Origin of the sequence: Stutzerimonas degradans (genome assembly GCF_024448505.1) — a bacterium.
GTDB classification, from domain to species: domain Bacteria; phylum Pseudomonadota; class Gammaproteobacteria; order Pseudomonadales; family Pseudomonadaceae; genus Stutzerimonas; species Stutzerimonas degradans.
Genome location: NZ_JAMOHV010000014.1, coordinates 40502 through 57930 on the forward strand (window position 1 = coordinate 40502; position 17429 = coordinate 57930).

Consider the following 17429-nt stretch of genomic DNA (forward strand, 5'->3'; position numbering starts at 1 on the left):
TTCAGTCGGATGCGCGGATGCCGGCGGCCGCGAGCAGTTGCTCGGCCGCCGCCCGGGCGTCCCGTGCCTGGTCGCCAGGGCCTTCGATGTGCGCCATGCTCAGCGCCCCTTCGAGCAGGTACTGCAGCTGGCGCGCAAGCTGCGCGGGCGCCGGTGCATCAAGGCGCTCCAGCAGCTCGCGCAGGTAGGTCTGCAGCTCGGCCTTGTAGGCGGCCGAGCGCCGATGAATGGGGTGATCGCGGTCGTGATACTCCGCGGCGGCGTTAACGAACAGGCAGCCGCAGAAGCGCCCGTCGCCGTGGATCATGCCGTGCAGGCCGTCGAATATTCCCAGCAGCGCCGCGCGCGGCGGCAGCTTCGCGGCGCGTTCGCGCAGCCGCGCGAGCATCGCCTCGTGGCGCGCGTCGAGCACGGCGACGATCAGCTCATCCTTGGATTTGAAGTGCTTGTACAGGGTCATCTTGGCCACGCCGGATTCGGCCAGAATCCGGTCGATGCCCGTGGCGTGATAGCCGTCGCGATAGAACAGGTCTTCGGCGGTGCTGAGCAGCTGGTCGCGCTTGTTCGATGCCATGAGTGCCTCCTTCGGAACGGCCATTATGCGCGAGCGTTCGCTGCGCGCTCCAGTTGCCGTCCGTTGGTCATCTTTGCGCTTGAAGTGTACAGACAGGTCTGTCTATTATCCAGTGCACAACAACCACGAGGGTGTGACCATGAAACTCCACGACATGACGCTGTCCGGCAATTGCCACAAGGTGCGTCTGTTTCTCAGCCTGATCGGCCAGCCTGTCGAGCTGCTCCCGGTCGACCTGCTGAAGGGCGAGCAGAAGCAGCCGGCGTTTCGCGCCATCAATCCGCGCGGGCAGGTGCCTGCGCTGGAAGATGGCGAGTTCCGCCTGGGCGATTCGCAGGCGATCCTGGTCTACCTGGCGCGGCGTTATGCCGATGAGTGCTGGTACCCGCTGGAGGCCGAAACGCAGGGTCGGATCGCCGGCTGGCTGAGCTTCGCCGCCAATGAAACGCAGCACGGCCCGGCCACGGTGCGGGTGGGCAAGCTGTTCGGCATGCCGATCGATGCGGAGTTGGCGCAGGCCCGCGCGCTGAGCGCGTTGCGCGTCCTCGAACGGCATCTGGCCGTGCACGACTGGCTCGCGGAAACGGCGCAGCCGACCATTGCCGACATCGCCGTGTATCCCAATGTCGCGCTGGGCGGCGACGGCGGTCTGGACCTCAGCCAATATCCGGCGCTGCAAGCCTGGTTCGCCCGCATCCGCGCGCTGCCCGGCTATGTCGGCATGCCTGGGTTGTAAGGCCATGTTCGCGCGAAACGGCCGGGCGCCCGCCAAGCGTTTCCGGTCGTCAACCGGGGCGGCACGACTGCTGGGGCTGCTCGCGATGCTCATGCTCGGTGTGGTAGGCAGCGCGGCGGCTGCCGACGGGTTGCGCTTCAGCCTGGTCAAGACGGCGCAGAGCGACAGCCGAAGCGAATATTCCTGGCGCCGCGGCGGCTGGCAGCAATCGCCGCCGGTGAACCACTTGGCGATCCTCATTGAGCATGGCCAGACCCGCTTGCTGTTCGGCACCGGGCTGGGGCGCCAGATCGATGCCCAGGTGGATGCCGAGGTGCCGTGGCGCATCAAGCATTACGGCGAGGTACATGCGGTACGCGACCAGCTCGAGCGCGACGGTCTGACGGTCGATCGCATTCTGCTCGGCTGCGTGCGCTGGGAGCACGCGTCGGGGCTAGCCGATTATCCGGAGGTGCCCGTCGCGGCCAGTGCGGACAGTCTGCGCTACCTGCGGGCCGCGACACCGCCTGCGGTGTTGCCGAGCCAGTTCCGCCATGCGGTCCGCTGGCAGACGCTGCAGTTCGAGTCCGGACCGTATCTTGACTATGCGCGGAGTCTGGACCTGTTCGGTGACGGTGCGCTGGTGCTGGTGCCGCTGGAAGGGCATGGCGCGCTTGGAGTTTTCCTGACGCTGGCCGACGGACGCCGCTTCTTCTTCCGTGGCGACGGTCAATCTGCGCAGCGACCTGAGGCGGCAGCGGCCGTTGCGCCGCTGACGGAGGCCGCTGCGCAAGCCGCGCTGGGCTTTTATCCACGCTGGATTCAGTGAAGGCGAGACGCGGTAAAAAAACCTCACGAACAACCTTCATTTAGGCAATGCGTTGCCAGGCGGATTAAGCCATGATGTGCCAAACGTGAAGACTGCGTCACAGTCTGATTGGCTAATCGTGCCGAAGAGCCGAAGCAGGTCTGCCGCGATGAAAACGGAAAACTACGCGCCGCTGGCGAGTGTCATTGATCTGTTGCTCGACGCCATCTGCGTCGTCGATGCGCAGGGCAATTTCGTTTTCGTCAGCGCGGCCTGCGAGCGCATCTTCGGCTATACGCCGGAGGAGATGCTCGGCAAGCGGATGATCGAGATGGTCTATCCCGAGGATCGGGCGCGTACTCTGGCCGCGGCGGAGGAGGTGATGGTCGGTCAGCCGCTGCTGCATTTCGAGAACCGCTACGTGCGCAAGGACGGCACGGTCGTGCACATCATGTGGTCGGCCTGCTGGTCGACCGACAACAAGCTGCGCATCGGCGTGGCGCGGGACATCACCCGGCGCAAACAGTCCGAAGCGATGCAGGCGGCACTCTATTCGATCTCCGAAGCGGCGCACGCGGCCAAGGACCTTGCCGCGCTGTATCAGCAGATCCACCTGACCGTGGCCCAGCTACTGCCGGTCGACGATTTCATCGTTGCCATTCGTGATTCCGCCAGCGGCGAATTGGGCTACCCCTACCAGGCGCTCGCGCCCGATTCGCTAGCCCCACCGCCGGAGCCGGTGGCTTCCCTGTGTTTTTCCGTGCTGCATGGCGGCCAGCCGCTGCGCTTCAATGCGCAATCGGTGCCGATGCTGGTGCTGCCGTTGAACAGCGCCGATGCGGCGTGCTGGCTGGGCGTGCCGCTCAACTCGCGCGAAGGCGTGATCGGCGCGCTGCTGCTGAAGAGCAAAGGCGTGCCGTACACCGAGAAAGACCAGGAGCTGTTGCAGTTCGTGTCCACCCAGGTGGTCACCGCCATCGAGCGCAAACAGCTGTACGCACGCCTGCAGCGCATGGCCCAGTACGATGAACTGACCGGCGTGCCGAATCGTGCCTGTTTCGCCGACCGCCTGGGCACAGCGCTGGCACGGGTGCGGCGCAACGGTGGACGGTTCGCCTTGCTCTACATCGATCTGGATCGTTTCAAGCAGGTCAACGACAGCTTCGGCCACAGTGCCGGCGATCATCTGCTGCGGGCGGTCGCCGAGCGGCTGGTGCACTGTGTGCGCGACAGCGATACGGTCGCCCGGCTGGGCGGCGACGAGTTCGTGGTGTTGCTGGAAAGCATCGCGCATCCGGCGGACGCCGAGCGGGTCGTCGACAAGATTCGCGCGGTGTTCGAGCAGCCGGTGGATCTGGTCGGCCACCAGCTGGTTGCTGGCCTGAGCATCGGCATCGCGCATTACCCCGAGGACGGCGAGGCCGAGGCGCAACTGCTCAAGCAGGCCGACGACCGCATGTACCTGATCAAGGCGCGCCGCCGCCAGCAGCCGCTGGATTGCGCCTGACTCAATCGTCGCGGGTCAGCACTTCCAGCAGTTCGATCTCGAAGTGCAGATTCGAATTCGGCTTGATGTGCGCGCCGACCTGGCGCTCGCCATAGGCCAGATGCGCTGGCACGAACAGCTTGCGCTTGCCGCCGACCTTCATGCCCATCAGACCGATATCCCAACCCTTGATCACCCGTCCGCTGCCGATCACGCATTGAAAGGGCTTGCCGCGTTCGTAGGAGGAATCGAACACGGTGCCGTCTTCCAGCGTGCCGCGGTATTGGGTGGTGATCAGCGCGCCCTTGACCACGGCCTTGCCGTCGCCGGTCTGGATATCCTCGATCAGCAGCTCGTCGCTCATCGTCGTCTCGCACACGTTGGGAAAGGGGCGGCTTTTTCGCAGGAATCGCGCGCCCTGGCAAGTCTGCACAGGCGCTCAGAACGACTTGATCATCCGCCCCAGCAGCGCCATCGCGTCGTCGCTGCGGGCGTCCCAGGGGTGCCCGTGGTTCAGCCGCGCGCAGTTGCGAAAGCGCCGGGTCGCCGAGAAGATCGGCCCCGGGGCCAGGCTGATGCCCTGCGCCAGCGCCAGTTGCAGCAGCTGCAGCGAATCGACCTGTTCGGGGAATTCGAACCAGAGAAAATAACCGCCGCTGGGTCGCGTGACCCGCGTGCTGGCCGGGAAATGCCGGGCGGCGGAGGCGAGCATCGCGCCCTGCTGCATTTCCAGCGCATGGCGCAGCTTGCGCAGGTGACGGTCGTAGCCGCCATGCTGCAGGTAGTCGGCGATGGCGGCCTGCGCTGGCACCGAGGGCGAGATGGTGGTCATCAGCTTGAGCCGGGCGATCTGTTCGGCAAAGCGCCCGCCGGCGACCCAGCCGACGCGGTAGCCGGGCGCCAGGCTCTTGGAAAAGGAGCCGCAGTGCATCACCAGGCCGTCGCGGTCGTGGCTCTTTACCGGGCGCGGCGGCTCGCGGGTGAAGTACAGCTCGGCGTAAACGTCGTCCTCGATCAGCGGCACCTGATGGTGCTGCAGCAGATCGTAGAGCTGCTGCTTCTTCGCCTCGCCCATGCTCGCGCCCAGCGGGTTCTGCAGGCTGCTCATGAACCAGCAGGCCTTGATCGGCAGGTGCGCCAGGCGGTCGGCGAGGATGTCGAGGTCGATGCCTTCGCGCGGGTGGACGGGAATCTCCACCGCCTTGAGCTTGAGCCGTTCCAGCACCTGCAGCGTGGCGTAGAAGGCCGGCGCCTCGATCGCCACCAGATCGCCCGGCTCGGTCACCACCTGCAGGCAGAGGTTCAGCGCTTCCATGGCGCCGGTGGTGATCACCAGCTCGTCCATCGGCAGCATCACGCCGCTGACCATGTAGCGCAGGGCGATCTGCCGGCGCAGGTCGGGATTGCCGGCGGTCATCTCGGCGATCACCTCGCGCGCCGGCATGTCGCGCACGCTCTGCGCCATTGAGCGCGCCAGGCGCGGCAGCGGAAACAGCTCGGGGCTGGGAAAGGCCGAACCGAACGGCACCGTGGCCGGATCGCGTAGCGAGGCGAGCACCGAGAACACCAGTTCGCTGACGTCCACATCGGTGGTTTCCGCGGGGCGCGCGCCGATCTCCGGCTCGTGCAGCGGACGTTTGGCGTGTTCGCGGACGAAATAGCCCGAGCGGGCCCGCGCCTGGATCAGCCCGCGATCCTCCAGCAGGTAGTAGGCTTGGAACACCGTGGACGGGCTGACGCCGTAGGTGCGGCTGGCGTGGCGCACCGAGGGCACCTTCTGTCCGGGGGCGAGCACGCCGCTGCGGATCAGCTCGGCAATCTCGTCGGCGAACTTTTCGTAGCGCTTCATCGGGACCCTGATGGTGGCGGGTAGAGCGGCCAGTCTACTGGTGCAGCGCGGCGAGGGGAGCGACGAAGGTGCTCGGCGTGCGCACCCGGCTGGCCGGTTGGGCCAGGTCGCGGGCCTCGAAATGCACTTCCTGGCTGAATTCGTGCGTGTCGTCGAGCAGCGCGACGCTGACCGGCAGATCGGCGATCTCGCCCGGCGCCAGGCTGACCTCGGCCGGACCGTGCAGCGCGAACGGACCGTCCGTCAGCGTCAGTGCGTAGCGGCGCGGCTGCTGCGTTTTGTTGATCAGCTTGAGGCGATACATGTTCTCGATCTGCCCCTGCATGTTCTCGCGGTACAGCGTGCGGTCGCGGGTGACGTCCAACTGCAGTTGCGGCCGCGCCTCCAGCGCCCAGATGAAGGCACCGATCATCGCCATCAGCGCCACGGCATAAGCGACCAGGCGTGGCCGGAAGAAGCGTGTCGCGCCACGGTTGAGTGCGCGTTCGGAGGTGTAGCGCAGCAGGCCACGGGCATAGCCCATCCGGTCCATGACGCCGTCGCAGACGTCGATGCAGGCACCGCAGCTGATGCAGTCCAGCTGCAGCCCATCGCGGATGTCGATGCCGGTGGGGCAAACCTGTACGCACAGCGTGCAGTCGATGCAGTCGCCCAGATTCTGCGCGCGTGGGTCGCTGTCCTTGCGCCGCGCGCCGCGGGCTTCGCCACGCGCGGCATCATAGGAGACCAGCAGGGTATCGGCGTCGAACATCACGCTCTGGAAGCGCGAGTACGGACACATGTGCAGGCACACCTGTTCGCGCAGCCAGCCGGCGTTGAGGTAGGTGGCGGCGGTGAAGAACAGCAGCCAGAAGGCGCTGGTGAGGCCGATGTCCAGGCGCGTGAGGTCGCCCACCAGTTCGCGCACTGGTGTGAAGTAGCCGACGAAGGTCAGCGCGGTGGCCAGGCTGATCGCCAGCCACAGCGCGTGCTTGGCGCTGCGGCGCAGCAGCTTGCCGGGCGACCAGGGCGCGGCGTCGAGCTTGATGCGCTGCAGGCGGTCGCCTTCGGTGACTTTCTCCGCCCACATGAACATCCAGGTCCAGCTGCTCTGCGGGCAGGCGTAGCCGCACCAGACGCGGCCGGCCAGTACGGTGATGAAAAACAGGCCGAACGCCGCGATGATCAGGAGCGCTGAGAGCAGGATGAAATCCTGCGGCCAGAAGGTCGCGCCGAAGATATGGAACTGCTGCTGACCGAGATCCCACAGCACCGCCTGGCGACCGTTCCAGTTCAGCCAGACGGTGCCGAAGTAGAGCAGCATGAGCAGGCCGCCGCCCAACAGGCGCAGGTTACGGAAATAGCCGCTGAAGCTGCGGGTGTGAATCGGCCCGCCGCTTTGCGCGGGCGTGAGGCGAATAGGCGTGCTCGCGTCGACGGTTTCGATGAGTTGTGCGGGGATGCGGTCGTTCATTTGGCGCTCGCCTCATGGGCAGTTCGGGCGAGCGGATGATCGGTGGCGCAGCAACTGCATAACAGACTCAGATGAAACGCATAAATACGGATCAGATGGCGTTCAGTGCCGCGGCAAAACCGTGCTGACGCGCGCAGTTGACCTGTATCAGCACCTTGCTTTGTATACAGCTGATCCGCTTTTTTTGCGTGCATCTGATCCTGTTGCGCAACGGCCGCTGCGTCCATAGTCGGAGCCTTTTGCATTGAGGGGGACGCCGGCAATGAACCAGCAACCGCGGCACGGGGAGGGCGCACGATGATTCTTCAAGGGTTGACCTGGCTGGTGCTGCTGCAGCTGCTTGGCCATGTGCTGAATCTCGTACTGCTGCCGGCGTTGCCGGGGCCGATTCTCGGCATGCTGCTGCTGTTCGTCCTGCTGCTGGCGCGTCGCGGAATTCCCGAGTCGCTGGAAAAGACCGCCGCGCTGCTGCTGCAGTACCTGCCGCTGCTATTGATCGTCCCGGCCGCCGGGATCATGACCAGCGGCTCGGCACTGCTCGATGACCTGCCGGCCATCGCCGCGGGGCTGGTGCTGTCGCTGCTGATTACCGTGCCGTTCTGTGGCTGGCTGATGCAGCGGCTGATCCGCCGTCAGGAGCAACGTGCGGAGGATCAGACATGAGCGTGCTCGACTGGCGCTTGGCCTGGAATGACGTGCTGGCGCATTCACTGTTTGCCGTGGTGCTTACGCTGATTGCCTTCCAGCTGGCGCTGATGCTGTACCGGCGCAGCGGCTGGTTGGTGTTGCAGCCGGTGATGATCGGCATGCTGCTGGTGGTCGCCACGCTGACGCTGGTCGGCGTGGAGTACCCGCGCTACCGCGAGGGCGCCGCACCGATCGCCATGCTGTTGGGGCCGGCGACCGTGGCGCTGGCGGTGCCGCTGTACCGTCACCTGCGGCGCATTCGCCAGTTGTTCTGGCCGATCGTCATCACGCTGGTGGTCGGCGGGCTGCTCTGTGTGGCGCTCACCCTGGCCATCGCCTGGCTGCTGGGCGCCGAACTGCCGGTGCTGATGAGCCTGGCGCCGAAGTCCGCGACCATGCCGATCGCCATGCTGGTGGCCGAGGAGCTGGGCGGCCTGGCTTCGCTGGCGGCGGTGTTCGTCATGCTCACCGGTGTCATCGGTACCGCGCTGGGACCGCTGCTGCTGCGCTGGGCCGGCGTCGAGCATCCGGCGGCGCGTGGCCTGAGCTACGGTATCAACGCCCACGCCATCGGCACCGCCAGGGCGCTGGAGGAGGGCGACGAGTGCGGCGCCTTCGCGGCGCTGGGCATGAGTCTGCTGGGCATTCTGATCGCGCTGCTGCTGCCGTTCGCGCTGGGGTGAGGAATGCCGAGCGGGGTGGGCGCATTTGTGGCGATAATCCACGCCCCGTTCGACCCCGCAAAGGAATCCGTCATGGTGGTTTTCGAGATCCAACCGATGAGCGCCGAGCGTTATCGGCAGCAGACGCGACGCAGCACGATGGTGGTCATCGCGATCTTCGCCGTGCTGGCCATGGGGTTTGCCGCGGTGGCGGTGGCGTTGTTCGGCGAGCCGGGCGGCGACAACCTGCGCTGGAACATCGGCGGCGTGCTGGCTGGCTTGCTGCTCACCGTGGTGCTGGTGCGTGCGCTGTTCTGGCAACAACCCTGGATGGCGGCTGCCGCCTATGGCTGGCGGCTCAAGCGCAGCCTGATGAGCGTCACCAACCTCATGCATCAGGTGCAGGCCGGCGTCGCCGCACGTGATCCGCAGGCCATACAGCTGCTGCGTTTCTACCATCTGGGGCTCTCCCAGATGCACCAGTTGGACGGTAACAGCGTCGCGCTCAGCGATGCGACGCGCGAGATCGACCAGCACCGCGAACTGATGGAGTCGCTGGGCATGGATATTGAGCAGCGGCAGCTCGATAGTGCCTGGCTGGAAACGGTCAAGCGCTTCCCGGCGGCAAAGAAGTAACGTCTGCGGAGCGGTATCGGACGTAAATAATCGAATTGTTCGATGTTTAGTGCGCGAAAATTGCACTCATTTCGTCATTGGATCAATACATCATGGCTCCACGTTCGCTGCGCCGGCCCCGGCCGGACAGCCTCAGAGGAGATTGCCATGATCGAACTGCGTCCCCATGACAGCCTTGGCCATGCCCATCACGGCTGGCTGAATGCCCGTCACCATTTTTCCTTCGCCGACTATCACGACCCGGCACGCATGCACTGGGGCCGGCTGCGCGTCTGGAACGACGACACGATCGCACCGCAGTCAGGTTTCCCCGCGCATCCGCACCGCGACATGGAAATCATCACCTACGTGCGCCAGGGCGCCATCACCCACGAGGACAGCCTGGGCAATCGCGGCCGCACGGTTGCCGGTGATGTGCAGGTCATGAGCGCCGGCACCGGCATCGTCCACAGCGAGTACAACCTGGAGGACGAGGAGACCCGCATCTTCCAGATCTGGATCTTCCCCGAGCGCTCCGGCCTGGCGCCGTCCTGGGGTACCCGGCCGTTTCCCCGCGGCGAGCGCGCCGGCGCGTTCGTCACGCTGGCCAGCGGTATGCCGGACGACAGCGAGGCGCTGCCGATCCGTGCCAATGCACGTTTGGTGGCGGCGACCCTGGCGGCCGGGCAAAGCGCGGACTATTCCATAGGGAACGGCCGCAAGGTCTATTTGGTGCCCGCCAGTGGGCGCATCGAAGTCAACGGCGTGCAGGCCGCGACCGGTGACGGCGTGGCGGTGCGCGATGAAGCGCAGCTGACCGTTACGGCGTTGGAAGACAGCGAGATCGTGCTGGTTGACGTGACCTGAGCCGGATTGGCGGCTCGTTGCACCTGTTTCACCGGGTTGCCGGAACGATGGTCAACCCACGCTTTCAGAAACCCCGAACCCTCCCAGGAGATAGCAAGATGGCGAAGATTCTCGTGCTGTATCACTCGATGTACGGCCATATCGAAACGATGGCCAATGCCGTGGCCGAGGGCGCGCGCTGCGTCGCCGGTGCCGAGGTGACCATCAAGCGCGTGCCGGAAACCATGCCGGCCGAGGTATTCAAGAATGCCGGCGGCAAGAGCGATCAGGCCGCGCCCGTGGCGAGCCCGGCCGAACTGCCCGACTACGACGCGATCATCTTCGGTACGCCGACCCGCTTCGGCAACATGTCCGGGCAGATGCGCAATTTCCTCGACCAGACCGGCGGCCTGTGGGCCAAGGGCGCGCTGCACGGCAAGGTCGCCAGCGTGTTCAGCTCGACCGGCACCGGCGGCGGCCAGGAGATGACCATCACCTCGACCTGGACCACCCTGGCGCACCACGGAATGATCATCGTGCCGATCGGTTATGGCACCAGCGAGCTGTTCGACATCTCCGAAACCAATGGCGGCACACCCTATGGTGCCACCACCATCGCCGGTGGCGACGGCTCTCGCCAGCCTTCGCAGAAGGAGCTGAACATTGCGCGCTTCCAGGGCGAGCACGTCGCCAAGCTGACGGTGAAGCTCAAGGGCTGAGGCTGCGCCGCCGTTCCCGTGCCGCGCGCCTGCGCGGCATTGCTGTACCCGCCGCGCCGGCTGTCCGCTGGTGCGGCGTTCCCCCCTGTTGAAAGCCGGGCGGCCGCCTGGCCGTTCGGCCCTTCTCCTGTTTGGCGACGCCCCTCTGGTTTGTCCGGGGTCCGGCGCGTCATACTTCTGCGCCGAGCGCTCGGTGTGGTCGCATGCATCCTGCGGCGCCGAGGTCTCATTTAGCGGTCGTAGCGACCGTACCTTCCCGCAGCAACGAGATTCCCGATGAAACCCCAACTGCCGTTGGTGAAAAGACTCCCCGTGTTCGGTCTGCTCGCCGGATTTTTCATGCACGCCGCCATCGCCGCCGAGTCTCCTGCGCTGGACGACAAGCAGGCGTTCATCGACAGCCTGATCGAGCGCATGACCCTCGAGGAGAAGATTGGCCAGTTGCGGCTGATCAGCATCGGCGCAGACATGCCGCAGCCGAAGATTCTCGAGGAACTGCAGGCGGGCCACATCGGCGGCACCTTCAATAGCGTCACCCGCCACGACAACCGCCCCATGCAGGAAGCCGCGCGGCGCAGCCGCCTGGGAATTCCGATCTTCTTCGCTTACGACGTGGTGCATGGTCACCGCACGATCTTCCCGATCGGCCTCGGCCTGGCGTCGAGCTGGAATCTGCCGACCATCGCCCGCAGCGGTCGCGTGGCGGCCATCGAGGCCAGCGCCGACGGCCTGGACATGACCTTCGCGCCAACCGTGGACATTTCCCGCGACCCGCGCTGGGGGCGCACCTCCGAAGGCTTCGGCGAAGATCCGTATCTGGTTTCGGAAATCGCCCGCACGATGGTCAAGGCTTATCAGGGCGAATCCGTCGCGGCGCCGGACAGCATCATGGCAAGCGTCAAGCATTTCGCGCTGTACGGCGCGGTGGAGGGCGGGCGCGACTACAACGTGGTCGATATGAGCCCGATGCGCATGCACCAGGACTTCCTCCCGCCGTACCGCGCGGCCGTGGAGGCAGGCGCCGGTGGCGTGATGGTCGCGCTGAACGCCATCAACGGCGTGCCGGCGAGCGCCAACAGCTGGCTGCTGCGTGACCTGTTGCGCCGCGACTGGGGCTTTCGCGGGATGACCGTCAGCGACCACGGCGCGATCAGCGAGCTGCTGCGCCACGGCGTCGCGCAGGACGGGCGCGAGGCGGCGCGGCTTGCGCTCAAGGCGGGTATCGACATGAGCATGGCCGACTCGCTGTACCGCGACGAACTGCCCGGGCTGGTACGTGATGGCGAAGTCGAGATCGGCGAGATCGACGCTGCGGTGCGCGAGGTGCTGGGCGCCAAGTACGACATGGGCCTGTTCCACGATCCGCTGCGGCGCATCGGTGCAGCCGCCGACGATCCGCAGGACGTCGATGCCGAGAGCCGTTTGCACCGGGCGGAGGCGCGTGCGGTGGCGCGCGAATCGCTGGTGCTGCTGGAGAACCGCGCGCAGACGCTGCCGCTGAAGAAAAGCGGCACCATTGCACTGGTCGGCCCGCTGGCCGATTCGCCGCTCGACATGCTCGGCAGCTGGTCGGCCGCCGGTGTTGCCGCGCAGGCGGTGACGCTGCGTCAGGGGCTGACCGCGGCACTGGCCGGCAAGGCGACGCTGCTCCATGCCCGCGGCGCCAACATTACCGACGATCCGCACCTCGTCGAATACCTGAACTTCCTCAACTGGGACACGCCCGAAGTGGTGCAGGACCCGCGCCCGGCCGCGCAGATGATCGCCGAAGCGGTCGCTGCCGCCGAACGTGCCGATGTGGTGATTGCCGCCGTCGGTGAATCGCGCGGCATGTCCCACGAGAGTTCGAGCCGCACCAGTCTGCAGATTCCACCCAGCCAGCAGGCGCTGCTACGCGCGCTCAAGGCAACCGGCAAGCCGCTGGTGCTGGTGCTGATGAACGGCCGGCCGTTGGAGCTTGGCTGGGCCAAGGCCAACGCTGATGCGATCCTGGAAACCTGGTTCAGCGGCACCGAAGGCGGTCATGCGATCGCCGACGTGCTGTTCGGCGACTACAACCCTTCCGGCAAGCTGCCGATCTCCTTTCCGCGTTCGGTGGGACAGATTCCCACCTACTACAATCACCTGCGCGTCGGGCGTCCCTATGTCGAGGGCAAGCCGGGCAACTACACCTCGCAGTACTTCGAGGAACCCACCGGCCCGCTGTACCCGTTCGGCTACGGCCTGAGCTATACCGATTTCGAGCTGTCGCACGTGTCCCTGTCGAGTGCCGAGCTGCGCCTGCCGGGCACCTTGCAGGCGAGCGTGAAGGTGAAGAACAGCGGTTCGCGTGACGGTGCTGCGGTGGTCCAGCTGTACATCCGCGATCAGGTGGCGTCGGTGATTCGCCCGGTCAAAGAACTCAAGGCGTTTCGCAAGGTCATGCTCAAGGCCGGCGAGGAGCGTGAGGTCCGCTTCGACATCGGCGAGAAAGATCTGCGGTTCTTCAATGCCCAGCTGCGGCAGGTGGCCGAGCCTGGCGAATTCGAGGTGCAGATCGGGCTCGATTCGCAGCAGGTACGCAGCGCCGCATTCATCTTGCGCTGAGTGACTGTGACGCCCGCGTGCCGCCGGCTTGCCGATGCGGCAGCTGGCCGCAGGTAAGGTGCGCGACCATCTATCCGGCCTGTGTCCGGCGTGGGATGATGCGCCGCCTCGATTGACCCGGCGCGGGAATCATTTAACCCGACGGCAGACCAACAGACAGACCGGCGCCGATCGATGGCCGGCATCATCGTGAAAATCAGGAGGGGATGTGTCACGAAACATTGGTTTCCGGGCAGGCACGCGTAGCGGGCGCCTGCTGGGCATGGCGCTGGGCCTGTCCATGAGTCTGTTTGCCGGCAACGGCTGGGCATTCGGCCTTGACGACGTGGCGAAGAAGGCCGAGGAGCTGGCGGCTGCCAACTACGCCGCGCCGCAAAGCAACCTGCCGGAAGTGTTCCGCAGCATGGCGTTCGCCGACTACCAGCAACTGCGTTTCCGTCCCGACAAGGCGCTCTGGCACGACGCGAAGACCCCGTTCGAGGTGCAGTTCTATCACCAGGGCATGCATTTCAACGTCCCGGTGAAGATCAACGAGATCACCAGCAAGGGCGTCAAGGAAGTCCGCTACGACCCGCAGATGTTCGATTTCGGCCAGGTACAGATCGAACCTGCCGCCCTGGAGAACCTCGGTTTCGCCGGCTTCAAGGTGCTCTATCCGCTGAACGAGCCAAAAAAGGCCGATGAGCTGATCACCCTGCTCGGCGCCAGCTATTTTCGCGTGATCGGCAAGGGTCAGGTCTACGGCCTCTCGGCGCGTGGATTGGCCATCGACACCGCCTTGCCGAGCGGCGAGGAGTTTCCGAGCTTCCGTGAATTCTGGATCGAGCGGCCGCAGGCCGACCGGCGCAACCTGGTGATCTACGCACTGCTGGATTCGCCGCGCGCCACCGGTGCCTATCGCATGGTGGTGACGCCAGGCAAGGACAGCACCGTCGACGTGCAGGCGCGGGTTTACCTGCGCGAGCCCGTGGAAAAGCTCGGCCTCGGCGCGCTTACCAGCATGTACCTGTTCGGCGCCAACCAGCCGAGCGTGCAGCGCAACTACCGTCCGCAGCTGCATGATTCCGAAGGCCTGGCGATTCATGCTGGCAACGGCGAGTGGATCTGGCGACCGCTGAACAACCCCAAGCGCCTGAACATCAGCAGCTACAGCGTGGAGAATCCGCGTGGTTTCGGTCTGTTGCAGCGCACCCGCGATTTCGGCCGCTACGAGGATCTGGACGACCGCTACGAGCTGCGCCCCAGCGGTTGGGTCGAGCCGACCGGCGATTGGGGCAAGGGGCACGTCGAGCTGATCGAAATCCCCACGCCGGATGAGACCAACGACAACATCGTCGCCTTCTGGGTACCCGAGCAGCGCCCGGAGCCCGGCAAGCCGCTGGACTTCGCCTACCGCCTGCATTTCACGATGGATGAACCCGCGCTGCACGATCCGGCACTTGCCTGGGTCAGCCAGACGCGTCTGTCCACCGGCGACGTCAAGCAGTCGAACCTGATCCGCCAGCCTGACGGCAGCATCGCGCTGATCGTCGATTTCGTCGGCCCCAACCTTGCGGCGCTGCCGGCCGATGCGCCGGTGAGCACGCGGGTGAGTACCGACGACAACGCCGAACTGGTGGAGAACAGCCTGCGCTACAATCCGGTGAGCAAGGGCTGGCGCCTGACGCTGCGGCTGAAAGTGCGCGACGCAGCGCGCCCGGTCGAGCTGCGCGCCGCACTGGTGGAAGGCGAGAAGACGCTTTCCGAAACCTGGAGCTACCAGATTCCAATCCATGAATAACCTGGCGTCAGCGTCCCTCGGCGGACACTATCTCGATCAATTGCCGCTGGCCGACGCCGAACGCCAGGCGCTGGCCGATGAGGTCGCGCGCGAGGGCGGCACGCTCGACGACCTGCATCGCGTCCTCGCCCAGCAGACCCCGGATACTGCGCCCGGCGTGCCGCCTTCGGCCGGTGCGCTGGGCTCGGTCGCCGCGCGGCTGAAGCTTGGCTGGGGCGATACCTTCGAGCGTGGGCGTGCGCTGATGCGCGATCACCAGGCGCGCGTCTGCATCCGCTCGACGCCGCCGATCGTGCGTACCCGCATGGTGCCCGAGCCGTGGCACACCAACGTGCTGCGCCTGAGTTGGTGGCGCCTGCTGCGCAAGAAGAACCGCGCCGTGGAGGTGCCGCCGCCGGTCGAGCGCGACTCGCGCTGGCGCCAGGTGGTTGCCCTGCGCCGCACGTTGCTGCTGACGCTGATGCTGGTGCAGACCGTGATCGCCACCTGGCACATGAAATCCGTGCTGCCCTATCAGGGCTGGGCATTGGTCGATCTGCAGGAAGTCTTCCAGCAGCCGTGGCAGGAATCCGCGCGGCAGATCCTGCCTTACGTGGTGCAGACCAGCATCCTGCTGCTGTTCGCCTTGCTGTTCTGCTGGGTGTCGGTGGGCTTCTGGACGGCACTGATGGGCTTCTTCCAGCTGCTCAAGGGTCGCGACCGCTACAACATTTCCGCCAGCACGCTCGGCAACGAGCCGATCCCGCGCGAAGCGCGCACCGCGCTGGTGATGCCCATCGCCAACGAAGACGTGCCGCGGGTGTTCGCCGGTCTGCGCGCGACCTACGAGTCGCTGCTGGCCACGGGGCAGATCGAGCACTTCGATATCTTCGTGCTCAGCGACAGCAACGATCCCGACATCTGCGTAGCCGAGCAGAAAGCCTGGCTGGAGCTGTGCCGCGAGGTCGACGGTTTCGGCCATATCTTCTACCGCCGGCGCCGGCGCCGGGTGAAGCGCAAGAGCGGCAACATCGACGACTTCTGCCGTCGCTGGGGCAGCAGCTACCGCTACATGGTGGTGCTCGATGCCGACAGCGTGATGAGCGGCGATTGCCTGACCAGCCTGGTGCGGCTGATGGAGGCCAATCCCTCCGCCGGCATCATTCAGACGGCGCCCACCGCATCGGGCATGGACACCCTCTATGCGCGCATGCAGCAGTTCGCCACGCGCGTCTACGGCCCGCTGTTCACCGCCGGACTCAACTTCTGGCAGCTGGGCGAATCGCATTACTGGGGGCATAACGCGATCATCCGGGTCAAGCCGTTCATCGAGCACTGCGCGCTGGCGCCGTTGCCGGGCAAGGGTTCGTTCGCCGGTGCCATCCTCTCCCACGACTTCGTCGAGGCCGCGTTGATGCGCCGCGCCGGCTGGGGTGTGTGGATCGCCTATGACCTGCCGGGTAGCTACGAGGAACTGCCGCCCAACCTGCTCGACGAACTCAAGCGCGACCGTCGCTGGTGCCACGGCAACCTGATGAACTTCCGCCTGTTCCTGGTCAAGGGCATGCACACCGTGCACCGCTTCGTGTTCCTCACCGGCGTGATGTCCTACCTGTCGGCGCCGCTGTGGTTCATCTTCCTGGTGCTGTCCACCGGCCTGCTGGCGATTCACACCCTGATGGTGCCGGAGTACTTCCTGCAGCCGAACCAGCTCTATCCGCTGTGGCCGCAGTGGCATCCGGAAGAGGCCATCATGCTGTTCTCGGCCACGCTGACGCTGCTGTTCCTGCCCAAGCTGTTGAGCGTGCTGCTCATCTGGATCAAGGGCGCGAACGAGTACGGTGGGCGGCTGCGGCTGCTGCTGTCGATGCTGCTGGAGTCGCTGTTCTCGATGCTGGCGGCGCCGGTGCGCATGCTGTTCCACACGGTGTTCGTCACCGCCGCGTTCCTCGGCTGGTCGGTGCAGTGGCAGTCGCCGCAACGTGCCGACAACGCCACCCCGTGGAGCGAGGCCCTACGGCGGCATGGTCCGCAGATGCTGCTGGGCGTGCTCTGGACAGCGCTGGTGGCCTGGCTCGACCCGGCGTTCCTGTGGTGGCTGGCGCCGATCGTCGGCTCGCTGATCCTCTCGGCGCCGGTGTCGGTGATTACCAGCCGTACCGGGTTGGGGCTGGCGGCGCTGCGGCGCAAGCTGTTCCTGATTCCCGAGGAGTTCAATCCGCCGCAGGAGCTGGCGGCGACCGATCGCTACGCCCGCGAGAACCACGACAACGCCCTGCACGACGGCTTCATCGCCGCGACGGTGGACCCGCTGTACAACGCGCTGGTCTGTGGAATGGCGCGTGCGCGCCACGCCAAGGTGGTGCCGGCGGCCGAGCAGTTGCGCGAGCAGCGCATGCAGCAGATTCTCGAAGCCGGCCCCGATGGTGCTGCCGAAGCGGCGCGCTGGCGTCTGCTCAACGACCCCAACGGCATGGCGCGCCTTCATCAGCGCATCTGGCAGGATCCGCGCTATCAGGCCTGGCACGACGCCTACCAGCGCTCCAGGGCATCGTCCGCCGGCTCCTGAAACCGCAACTGGCCACGTTGCCCGGCAACGTGGCCAGTGCGTCCCCTCGAACCCGCGCGCAGCGGGTTCGCTTCGAAGAGCCGGGCTCAGCTGGCTCGTCT

The 17429-nt window shown here is 65.9% G+C and carries 16 protein-coding genes; 11 read left to right on the top strand and 5 right to left on the bottom strand.

What is annotated here, in order from left to right; genetic code table 11:
* Position 1: 1 nt before the first annotated feature.
* On the bottom strand, positions 2-574 hold the full coding sequence (locus NAV27_RS16165; protein WP_054093298.1) for a TetR/AcrR family transcriptional regulator: 573 nt from the start codon (positions 572-574) through the stop codon (positions 2-4).
* Positions 575-713: 139 nt separating this feature from the next.
* On the opposite strand from NAV27_RS16165, the gene NAV27_RS16170 reads away from it, so the two are divergent.
* The 3 genes from NAV27_RS16170 to NAV27_RS16180 all read left to right on the top strand — a co-directional run bounded on the left by NAV27_RS16170 (position 714) and on the right by NAV27_RS16180 (position 3604).
* Positions 714-1310: a glutathione S-transferase family protein gene (locus NAV27_RS16170; protein WP_054093297.1), complete on the top strand. Its 597-nt coding sequence runs from the start codon at positions 714-716 to the stop codon at positions 1308-1310.
* Positions 1311-1401: 91 nt separating this feature from the next.
* Complete coding sequence (locus NAV27_RS16175; protein ID WP_180981464.1) at positions 1402-2118, top strand: MBL fold metallo-hydrolase; 717 nt, start codon at positions 1402-1404, stop codon at positions 2116-2118.
* A 148-nt stretch (positions 2119-2266) separates the two neighbouring features.
* Entirely contained in the window at positions 2267-3604 is a 1338-nt protein-coding gene (locus tag NAV27_RS16180; RefSeq protein ID WP_102829621.1) for a GGDEF domain-containing protein, read from the top strand.
* Position 3605: 1 nt separating this feature from the next.
* Here the strand turns inward: NAV27_RS16180 and NAV27_RS16185 are convergent, their stop codons facing one another.
* The 4 genes from NAV27_RS16185 to NAV27_RS16200 all read right to left on the bottom strand — a co-directional run bounded on the left by NAV27_RS16185 (position 3606) and on the right by NAV27_RS16200 (position 7112).
* The gene (locus NAV27_RS16185; protein WP_043297243.1) at positions 3606-3947 is read right to left on the bottom strand and encodes an FKBP-type peptidyl-prolyl cis-trans isomerase; all 342 of its coding nucleotides are present in this window, start codon (positions 3945-3947) and stop codon (positions 3606-3608) included.
* 75 nt (positions 3948-4022) lie between these two features.
* Positions 4023-5432 carry a GntR family transcriptional regulator MpaR gene (mapR, locus tag NAV27_RS16190; protein ID WP_043297242.1) on the bottom strand — a complete coding sequence of 470 codons (1410 nt, stop codon included), beginning with the start codon at positions 5430-5432 and terminating at the stop codon, positions 4023-4025.
* A gap of 34 nt (positions 5433-5466) precedes the next feature.
* The gene (ccoG, locus tag NAV27_RS16195; protein ID WP_102829620.1) at positions 5467-6885 is read right to left on the bottom strand and encodes a cytochrome c oxidase accessory protein CcoG; all 1419 of its coding nucleotides are present in this window, start codon (positions 6883-6885) and stop codon (positions 5467-5469) included.
* A complete protein-coding gene (locus tag NAV27_RS16200) occupies positions 6882-7112 on the bottom strand; it encodes a hypothetical protein (RefSeq protein ID WP_139346430.1) in 231 nt (76 codons plus the stop codon). The genes ccoG and NAV27_RS16200 overlap by 4 nt, the downstream gene beginning before the upstream one ends.
* A gap of 70 nt (positions 7113-7182) precedes the next feature.
* Here NAV27_RS16200 and NAV27_RS16205 point away from each other — a divergent pair, with 70 nt between their 5' ends.
* The 8 genes from NAV27_RS16205 to mdoH all read left to right on the top strand — a co-directional run bounded on the left by NAV27_RS16205 (position 7183) and on the right by mdoH (position 17328).
* Complete coding sequence (locus tag NAV27_RS16205; protein WP_102829619.1) at positions 7183-7548, top strand: CidA/LrgA family protein; 366 nt, start codon at positions 7183-7185, stop codon at positions 7546-7548.
* Positions 7545-8255, top strand: a complete 711-nt coding sequence (locus tag NAV27_RS16210; RefSeq protein ID WP_043297239.1) for an LrgB family protein — start codon at positions 7545-7547, stop codon at positions 8253-8255. The genes NAV27_RS16205 and NAV27_RS16210 overlap by 4 nt, the downstream gene beginning before the upstream one ends.
* Positions 8256-8327: 72 nt before the next feature.
* Positions 8328-8870, top strand: coding sequence for a DUF3087 domain-containing protein (locus NAV27_RS16215; protein ID WP_102829618.1), 543 nt, complete (start codon positions 8328-8330; stop codon positions 8868-8870).
* Positions 8871-9017: 147 nt separating this feature from the next.
* Positions 9018-9716, top strand: coding sequence for a pirin family protein (locus tag NAV27_RS16220; protein WP_102829617.1), 699 nt, complete (start codon positions 9018-9020; stop codon positions 9714-9716).
* Between the two features lie 98 nt (positions 9717-9814).
* Positions 9815-10414 carry an NAD(P)H:quinone oxidoreductase gene (wrbA, locus tag NAV27_RS16225; protein WP_102829616.1) on the top strand — a complete coding sequence of 200 codons (600 nt, stop codon included), beginning with the start codon at positions 9815-9817 and terminating at the stop codon, positions 10412-10414.
* 297 nt (positions 10415-10711) lie between these two features.
* The gene (bglX, locus tag NAV27_RS16230) at positions 10712-13000 is read left to right on the top strand and encodes a beta-glucosidase BglX (protein ID WP_102829652.1); all 2289 of its coding nucleotides are present in this window, start codon (positions 10712-10714) and stop codon (positions 12998-13000) included.
* Positions 13001-13262: 262 nt separating this feature from the next.
* Entirely contained in the window at positions 13263-14780 is a 1518-nt protein-coding gene (locus NAV27_RS16235) for a glucan biosynthesis protein G (RefSeq protein WP_102829615.1), read from the top strand.
* Positions 14773-17328, top strand: coding sequence for a glucans biosynthesis glucosyltransferase MdoH (gene mdoH / locus NAV27_RS16240; protein ID WP_102829614.1), 2556 nt, complete (start codon positions 14773-14775; stop codon positions 17326-17328). The genes NAV27_RS16235 and mdoH overlap by 8 nt, the downstream gene beginning before the upstream one ends.
* Positions 17329-17429 lie beyond the last annotated feature (101 nt).

What these genes read in the sequence shown, in the direction of transcription:
- NAV27_RS16175 (WP_180981464.1), top strand. Translation starts at nt 1,402, where the DNA reads ATGCTCGGTGTGGTAGGCAGCGCGGCGGCTGCCGACGGGTTGCGCTTC.
- wrbA (WP_102829616.1), top strand. Translation starts at nt 9,815, where the DNA reads ATGGCGAAGATTCTCGTGCTGTATCACTCGATGTACGGCCATATCGAA.
- NAV27_RS16180 (WP_102829621.1), top strand. Translation starts at nt 2,267, where the DNA reads ATGAAAACGGAAAACTACGCGCCGCTGGCGAGTGTCATTGATCTGTTG.
- NAV27_RS16235 (WP_102829615.1), top strand. Translation starts at nt 13,263, where the DNA reads ATGGCGCTGGGCCTGTCCATGAGTCTGTTTGCCGGCAACGGCTGGGCA.
- ccoG (WP_102829620.1), bottom strand. Translation starts at nt 6,885, where the DNA reads ATGAACGACCGCATCCCCGCACAACTCATCGAAACCGTCGACGCGAGC.
- mapR (WP_043297242.1), bottom strand. Translation starts at nt 5,432, where the DNA reads ATGAAGCGCTACGAAAAGTTCGCCGACGAGATTGCCGAGCTGATCCGC.
- NAV27_RS16165 (WP_054093298.1), bottom strand. Translation starts at nt 574, where the DNA reads ATGGCATCGAACAAGCGCGACCAGCTGCTCAGCACCGCCGAAGACCTG.
- NAV27_RS16210 (WP_043297239.1), top strand. Translation starts at nt 7,545, where the DNA reads ATGAGCGTGCTCGACTGGCGCTTGGCCTGGAATGACGTGCTGGCGCAT.
- NAV27_RS16215 (WP_102829618.1), top strand. Translation starts at nt 8,328, where the DNA reads ATGGTGGTTTTCGAGATCCAACCGATGAGCGCCGAGCGTTATCGGCAG.
- NAV27_RS16220 (WP_102829617.1), top strand. Translation starts at nt 9,018, where the DNA reads ATGATCGAACTGCGTCCCCATGACAGCCTTGGCCATGCCCATCACGGC.
- NAV27_RS16170 (WP_054093297.1), top strand. Translation starts at nt 714, where the DNA reads ATGAAACTCCACGACATGACGCTGTCCGGCAATTGCCACAAGGTGCGT.
- NAV27_RS16185 (WP_043297243.1), bottom strand. Translation starts at nt 3,947, where the DNA reads ATGAGCGACGAGCTGCTGATCGAGGATATCCAGACCGGCGACGGCAAG.
- mdoH (WP_102829614.1), top strand. Translation starts at nt 14,773, where the DNA reads ATGAATAACCTGGCGTCAGCGTCCCTCGGCGGACACTATCTCGATCAA.
- NAV27_RS16200 (WP_139346430.1), bottom strand. Translation starts at nt 7,112, where the DNA reads ATGGACGCAGCGGCCGTTGCGCAACAGGATCAGATGCACGCAAAAAAA.
- NAV27_RS16205 (WP_102829619.1), top strand. Translation starts at nt 7,183, where the DNA reads ATGATTCTTCAAGGGTTGACCTGGCTGGTGCTGCTGCAGCTGCTTGGC.